This is a genomic window from Prosthecobacter sp. (assembly GCF_044232965.1).
Taxonomy (GTDB): domain Bacteria; phylum Verrucomicrobiota; class Verrucomicrobiia; order Verrucomicrobiales; family Verrucomicrobiaceae; genus Prosthecobacter.
The window spans coordinates 38,823-45,485 of the sequence record NZ_JBIIKX010000050.1; the positions used below are offsets into that span (position 1 = coordinate 38,823).

Consider the following 6,663-nt stretch of genomic DNA (forward strand, 5'->3'; position numbering starts at 1 on the left):
CTGAAAAAGAGGGCGACATCTTCACCGCCAGACCGGAAAACGTGCCTACCAAGTCCCTCTCCCCGCGCAATGCCTGCGCTTGGTCTGCCATCTTTTGCGGGGAGAGGTTAGGTGAGGGGAGCTTCGATGGGCGCTGCGAATGCTCCATGAACCCAGAAGTGCTGCCGTTGGCGACACCTCTCGCGCCGGCTGTTTTTCACCAACCGATCACGGTTTCATCTCCGCCTCGATGCGCTGCACGGATTCTGCGGCGAACTGCGCATGGGGATGATTCGCTCCGAGGAGTTTTTGAAAGCCCGTCTGGGCGCGGCGCATGCAGGACAGCGCCTCATCCAGCTTGGATTGCGCCTCCAGGCACAGGGCGAGGTTGAAGCAGCTCAGAAAGACATCAGGATGCCTGGCTCCCAGGACCTGCTGGCGCAGCTCCAGCACCGTGCGGTGCTCCCGCTCGGCCTCGGCATGACGGCCCTGCTCTTGAAGCACCGCGGCCAGGTTGTTGCGGCTGGCCAGGGTTTTGGCGTGCTTCGCCCCGAGCAGTCGCTCGCGCAGAGCCAGCACCGCACGGTGTTCTTTTTCCGCTTCGGCATGCTTGCCCTGGTCGTTCAGCGCGGTGGCAAGGTTGTTGCGGCAGTCCAAGGTGTCCAGATGCTCCGCGCCGAGCACCCGCAGGCGCACGGCCAGCACCGCGCGATATTCGCGCACGGCCTCGGCATGCCGTTCCAATTCCTGAAGCGCGGCCGCGAGGTTGTTGCGGCTCAGCAGCGTGTCGGGATGCTCCGCGCCCAGCACTTCCTGGCGGATGGCCAGCACGGCGCGGTTTTCCTTTTCCGCCTCGGCATATTTCCCCTCCTCGGCAAGCGTGGCGGCCAGATTGCTGCGGCTGATCAGGGTGTCCGGGTGTTTCTTGCCAAACACCTGGCGGCAGGTGGAGACGATCTGCCGCAGCTCGGCCTCGGCCTCCGTCAGCCTGCCCTGGGCGGTCATATCCGCCGCCTTTCGATGCTGCTGATGCAGGGCCAGCAGGACCTGTTCCTGATTTTGAACAGCCGTCCTGTCTTTGACGCTTTGTTCCTGCGCCTCGGACTTCACGTTGAAGCAAACCAGCAAAACTGGCAGCCAACACGCCAGATATAGGCGAATTTTTTTCATGGGCGAAACTATAATGACGATGCCATAGCAGGCACAAGGCCAAAGTCATGAGCGAGTCAAAGCGCACGCTTTATTTCTACGATGGGCCGGAATCCTCGTGAGTCATAGCACCTTAAGTTAGTCACAGGCCCCACAGTGATCCACTTCATGCGCTCGCTGGAACAACTTGGTCTGCGTCTTCAAAGAGGCCCTCATCTGGAATGCCGGCCCAGTTTCCCCACTCAGAAGATGGAAGAAAACAAATCCTTGCCAGAACGCCTGCTTTTTGGCGGTATGAACAACCTCTATGCGTCTTTTCTCGCTTCTTCCTCTCCTTCTCGTTGCCACCAGCCTGCGGGCTGAATCCTTGCTGCCCCCGAGCGCTCGCGTCGCCGTGATTGGCGACAGCATCACGGAGCAGAAGATTTATTCCAAGTACATCGAGACCTACCTGCTGGCCTGCACGGGCCGCAGTGACATCAAAGTGTTCCAATTCGGCTGGAGCGGCGAGCGGGCGGGTGGATTTGCGGCGCGGCTTGAGAATGACCTCGCGGTGTTCAATCCGAACGTCGCCACGACCTGCTATGGCATGAACGATGGCAGCTACAAGGCTTACGTGCCTGAGATCGGCGCCGAATATGAGAAGAACATGCGCGCCATCCTGGCGGGCTTCAAAAAAGTCGGCGTGAAGCTGGTGGCGGTGGGTTCACCTGGCGGCGTCGATCCGGATTTCTTCACTCGTCCGACGATCAAGGGCGAGATCTACAACGAAAACCTCGCCCAGCTCCGCGACATCGCGAAGAAACTCGCGGAGGAGAACAAGCAGCCGTTCGCGAACGTGCATGACACGATGATGAGCGCCCTAACGAAGTCGAAGGCCGCGCTTGGCAAAGGTTACGGTCCTTTCGGTGGCGACGGCTTCCATCCCGCTCCTGCGGGCCAGCTCCTCATGGCACAGGCTTTTCTGAAAGCGCTGGGCTTCGATGGCGAGATCGGCACGATCACGGTCGATTTGAAGGGACAAGCCACTGCGAGCAACGGCCACGTCGTCAAGAGTGGCCAAGGCGGCAGCGTGGAGCTGGAAAGCTCGAAGTGGCCGTTCTGCTTCGATGCCGATCCGAAGTCGGCGGGCAGCAATCGCAGCATCCTGCCCTTCACCAGCTTCAATCAGGACCTCAACCGTCTCACGCTTCAGGTGAAGAACCTCGGCTCCGCGAAGGCAAAGGTCACCTGGGGTGCGCAGAGCAAGGCATTCAGCCGCGAGCAGCTCGAAGCAGGCGTCAATCTCGCCGCCGAGTTCACCCAGACGCCGTTTGATGCCGCGTTTGCCAATCTGATCAACGCCATCGCCCTAAAGCAGGCCTATGAGACGACGCTGATCAAAAGCTTCGTCACCCACATGCGTGTGGTAGCTGCTGAGGCCGCCGAGGAACCCAAAGTGGCCGCCGCACTGGCGAAGCTGAAGAAGAAGTTCGCCGATGAGCACGCCAAGCTGGACGCGAACGTGCGCAAGCTGATCAAACCCGTCACCCACACGATCAAGGTCGAGGAAATCCACTGAAACACTCGTCCGCAGATGGCGCAGATTTCACAGATTGGATTCCATCTGCGTCATCTGCGAAATCTGTGGATCAAATTCTGATGATATGCAGCTAGCCGATTTGAAATGGAACGAGGTGGATGCGCTGAGCCGCGACACACCGGTGATCTTCCCCGTGGCCGCGCTGGAGCAGCACGGGCGGCACATGCCGGTCTTCACCGACAGTATGCTGACGAACGAACTCATCCGCCGCACCGAGGCGGCGTTGGGTGAGCGTGTGCTGATCGCGCCGCTCACTTGGCTGGGCAATTCGCATCATCACATGGATTTCCCCGGCACCTTGTCGGCCGAACCGCGGTTGTACCTCGATCTGCTCAACGGACTGATGGACAACTTCATCGCCCACGGCTTCAAGCGCCTCGTCTTCCTCAACGGCCACGGCGGCAATGACATTCCCGGCAAGCAGGCCGTGTTCGAGACGCGGCAGAAATACCGCGACCGCAAAGACCTGCTGCTGCTCTTCGCCACTTACTGGAATCTCGGTGCCGAGCCCTGGACGCGTGATCCGTCGATCAAACAACGCGTCATGGGCCACGCCTGTGAATGGGAGACCAGCATGGTGCTGCGCCTGCGCCCCGAACTCGTCGGCGATCTCACGAAAACCAGCGACGTGCCCTTCGGCAACGCCTTCGAGCCAGCTTCACGCGGCTGGATCATGACCGACCGCAGCGAACCTGGCCACGTCGGCGATCCGCGTTCTGCGACGGCAGAGAAGGGCGAGGTGCTGTTCTCTTGCTTCACCGAGGAAGTCGTGAAGATGCTGGAGCGTGTGATCGCATGGGACGGCGTGAGCTGGGAAGGTTGACCGATAGAACACGAAATCATGCCGACAGAATCCAAACGCTCCCCACTCTGGAAATGGTATCTCTGCGGCCTGCTGCTGCTAGCAACGACGATCAATTACATGGACCGTCAAACGCTGGCGAACGCGGCGGTGCGGGTGACGAAGGAGTTCAAGCTGTCGCAGGAACAGTACGGGGACCTGGAGCTGGCGTTTGGCTGGGCATTTGCGGTGGGGTCGTTGGTGTTTGGCTTTTTGGCGGATCGGTTTCGTGTTTACTGGCTGTATCCGGTAGTGCTGTCAGGATGGTCGTTGATGGGGATCGCCTCCGCACACACCGAAGGCTACTGGCCGTTGCTGACGTGCCGGGTGCTGCTGGGATTTTTTGAGGCGGGGCACTGGCCGTGCGCGCTGAAGACGACCTTCGCGCTGCTGGACCCGAAGGACCGCACGATGGGCAACAGCGTGCTGCAAAGCGGGGCGTCCATCGGCGCGGTGGTGACGCCGCCGATGATGATCTGGCTGATGACGGACGACATTTCGAGCTGGCGCTTCGCCTTTGAGGTCATTGGCGGCATTGGTTTGCTCTGGGTGGTGGTGTGGTTCCTCTCGATCCGCAAGACGGAGCTGGATGTGGTGGTGCCGGATGATCCATCCAAGCGTGAAGGCATGTGGGACATCCTGTTGGGCCGTCGCTTCTGGGCGCTGGCGGCGTTGATCTTCGGGGCACAAACATGCTGGCATCTGTTCCGCGTGTGGCTGCCGAAGTTCATGCAGGAAGGACGTGGCTACTCGGAGACGGAGGCGCTGACGTTCAACTCGGCCTACTACATCGGCACAGACATCGGTTGCATCGCGGCGGGCTTCATCTCGCTGTGGCTGGCACGGCGGTTTGCCATCTCGGCGCATGGCGCGCGCCGCTGGGTCTATGCGGGAGCGTGCGTGATGACGTCGTTCAGCGTGCTGCTGCTGTGGCTGCCGAAAGGCTGGCCGCTGATGGGAGCGATCCTCGTCGTGGGTGCCGGGGCACTGGCCTTGTTTCCATGCTACTACAGCTTTGTGCAGGAGCTTTCAGACCGGCATGTGGGAAGGCTCACGGGCTTGCTGAGCACCTGGGTGTGGGCGGTGTCATCGCCGATGCACAAGCTCTTCGGCAGGATGGTCGATGAGACGAAATCCTTCGACATGGGCATGGCAATGGCCGGTCTGGCCCCGTGGCTGGGCGTGATCGCGATGAAGCTGCTGTGGGATAGAAAAGCGCAGTAAAGGGGCGCTTCATCGCGTTGAAAACGCATGACCCGCCTTTCCCTTCTTCTGCTCGCCCTTTCTGCCACGCTTCGCGCCGCGGAACCCTACGAGCTGCGGCTCGAAACCGTCACGCGTGGCTATGATGGCAAGACCTGCTGGGTGCATCCGCGCGCGGGCGCGATTCCCGGCCCGACTCCACAGGTGGTGATGACCATGCAAAAGCTGCTGCTCACCGGCAGCGATGTGTTTTACGCGCTCAACCACGTCAGCAGCAGCGACTTCGGCCAGACGTGGACCCAGCCAGTCGAGCATGGTGAAACGCTGGGACGGCGCGAGGAACCGGGCGGTGTGATCGTGGCCGCGTGCGACTTCACACCGAAATGGCATGCGAAAACCGGCAAGCTGCTCGGCACCGGACACACGGTGCGCTACCAGGGAGACAAGGTGATCCACGACCGACCTCGCGAGACGTGTTTCTCGGTGTTTGATCCGAAGACATCGACTTGGACGCCGTGGCAGATGATGGACATGCCGAAGGAGGCAAAATTTTTCAATGCGGGCGCGGGAAGTGTGCAACGCTTCGATTTGGAGAACGGCGACATCCTGCTGCCGATTTACTTCAAAGCGAAAGAGGACAAATATTACCGCGTGACGGTGCTGCGTTGTGGTTTTGACGGCAGAACGCTGCGCTACCTCGAACAAGGCAATGATCTGGGCCTCGAATCCGGTCGCGGCGTGTATGAGCCGTCGCTGACTCGTTGCGCGGGCCGGTTTTACCTGACGCTGCGCAACGACACCGCCGGATACGTCAGCGTGAGCGATGACGGCCTGCATTTCTCCGAGCCGAAGAAGTGGTGCTGGACCGACGGCAGCGACTTGGGGAACTACAACACACAGCAGCATTGGGTGACGCACAAAGATCGCCTCTACCTCGTCTATACCCGCAGAGGCGCCAACAACGACCATGTCTTCCGCCACCGTGCCCCGTTGTTCATGGCGGAAGTGGATCAGGCCACGCTGACGGTGAAGCGGGACACGGAGCGCATCCTTGTGCCAGAGCGTGGCGCAAGGCTCGGCAACTTCGCCGTGTGCGAGGTGAGCGAGAATGAAACCTGGGTCACCGTGGCCGAGTGGATGCAGAAAAACGGGCCGGACATCGTCATCAAGCCCGACAACTCCTATGGCGCGGACAACAGCGTGTTCGCCGCGCGCATTTTGTGGAAGGATGCCCGATAGAACATGCCCCAACGGCCTGCGCGTCTGCTTGACGAAGGTTTTTCTCGCCGCTCTTGGCAAAGATCGAGATTTCCATCATCATGGGGATGAATTTAGCTTCCTTGCCCTTTCATGAGCCGCGCACTTTTTGTTTTCACTTTTCTCGGCATGAACGCGGCCGCCATGGCTGGGGGCACAGTAGAGGGAGCGTTGACAGTGGAGGCGATGAAGCCCGCGCCATCCCGCCCCGGTTATGTGGCGCCGCAGACGAAGAAGCCGGTCCAGAGGCCTGACACCGCGCCTGCGATCGTCTATCTGGAGCGCGATGACGAGAAGTATCCACGCACCCGCGCAGGTGAGATCGTGCGCATCCGCCAGGAGGGTTATCAGTTTCGTCCGCCGATAGTGGCGGTGCAGGCAGGCGCGAAAGTGACTTTCCCCAACATGGACGACGAGTTTCACAACGTGTTCTCCTACTCGAAGACGAAGCGCTTTGACTTGGGACGCTTCCGCAAGGACGAGGCGAGCCCAGAAGTGCTCTTCGACAAGCCTGGTGTGGTGAAGATCTATTGCGAGATTCATCAGCACATGCGCTGCTTTGTGCTCGTGCTCGACACACCGTGGTTCGCCACCACGGACGCAGGCGGCAAGTTCACGCTCAAGAACGTGCCGCCGGGCGAGTACTGGCTGC

General features: G+C 60.5%; 6 protein-coding genes. 5 read left to right on the forward strand and 1 reads right to left on the reverse strand.

Translation table 11 applies throughout. The features are described 5' to 3' along the window. Positions 1-207 precede the first annotated feature (207 nt). Positions 208-1,149 (reverse strand): tetratricopeptide repeat protein, encoded by a 942-nt coding sequence (locus tag ACILSI_RS18645; protein ID WP_395723417.1) that lies wholly within the window; start codon positions 1,147-1,149, stop codon positions 208-210. Between the two features lie 286 nt (positions 1,150-1,435). Between ACILSI_RS18645 and ACILSI_RS18650 the strand changes: the two genes are divergently transcribed. The 5 genes from ACILSI_RS18650 to ACILSI_RS18670 all read left to right on the forward strand — a co-directional run. Further along, positions 1,436-2,689 (forward strand): SGNH/GDSL hydrolase family protein, encoded by a 1,254-nt coding sequence (locus tag ACILSI_RS18650; RefSeq protein WP_395723418.1) that lies wholly within the window; start codon positions 1,436-1,438, stop codon positions 2,687-2,689. An 85-nt stretch (positions 2,690-2,774) separates the two neighbouring features. Further along, positions 2,775-3,533 carry a creatininase family protein gene (locus ACILSI_RS18655; protein WP_395723419.1) on the forward strand — a complete coding sequence of 253 codons (759 nt, stop codon included), beginning with the start codon at positions 2,775-2,777 and terminating at the stop codon, positions 3,531-3,533. Positions 3,534-3,551: 18 nt separating this feature from the next. Beyond that, positions 3,552-4,775, forward strand: coding sequence for an MFS transporter (locus ACILSI_RS18660; RefSeq protein ID WP_395723420.1), 1,224 nt, complete (start codon positions 3,552-3,554; stop codon positions 4,773-4,775). Positions 4,776-4,802: 27 nt separating this feature from the next. Further along, positions 4,803-5,993 (forward strand): sialidase family protein, encoded by a 1,191-nt coding sequence (locus tag ACILSI_RS18665; RefSeq protein ID WP_395723421.1) that lies wholly within the window; start codon positions 4,803-4,805, stop codon positions 5,991-5,993. Positions 5,994-6,104: 111 nt separating this feature from the next. After that, positions 6,105-6,663: hypothetical protein (locus ACILSI_RS18670; RefSeq protein ID WP_395723422.1), on the forward strand; the 559-nt coding region annotated here is incomplete at its 3' end.

Excerpts from the sequence above, each read along its gene's own strand:
- ACILSI_RS18665 (WP_395723421.1), top strand. The coding sequence starts at position 4,803 with ATGACCCGCCTTTCCCTTCTTCTGCTCGCCCTTTCTGCCACGCTTCGC.
- ACILSI_RS18650 (WP_395723418.1), top strand. The coding sequence starts at position 1,436 with ATGCGTCTTTTCTCGCTTCTTCCTCTCCTTCTCGTTGCCACCAGCCTG.
- ACILSI_RS18660 (WP_395723420.1), top strand. The coding sequence starts at position 3,552 with ATGCCGACAGAATCCAAACGCTCCCCACTCTGGAAATGGTATCTCTGC.
- ACILSI_RS18645 (WP_395723417.1), bottom strand. The coding sequence starts at position 1,149 with ATGAAAAAAATTCGCCTATATCTGGCGTGTTGGCTGCCAGTTTTGCTG.
- ACILSI_RS18655 (WP_395723419.1), top strand. The coding sequence starts at position 2,775 with ATGCAGCTAGCCGATTTGAAATGGAACGAGGTGGATGCGCTGAGCCGC.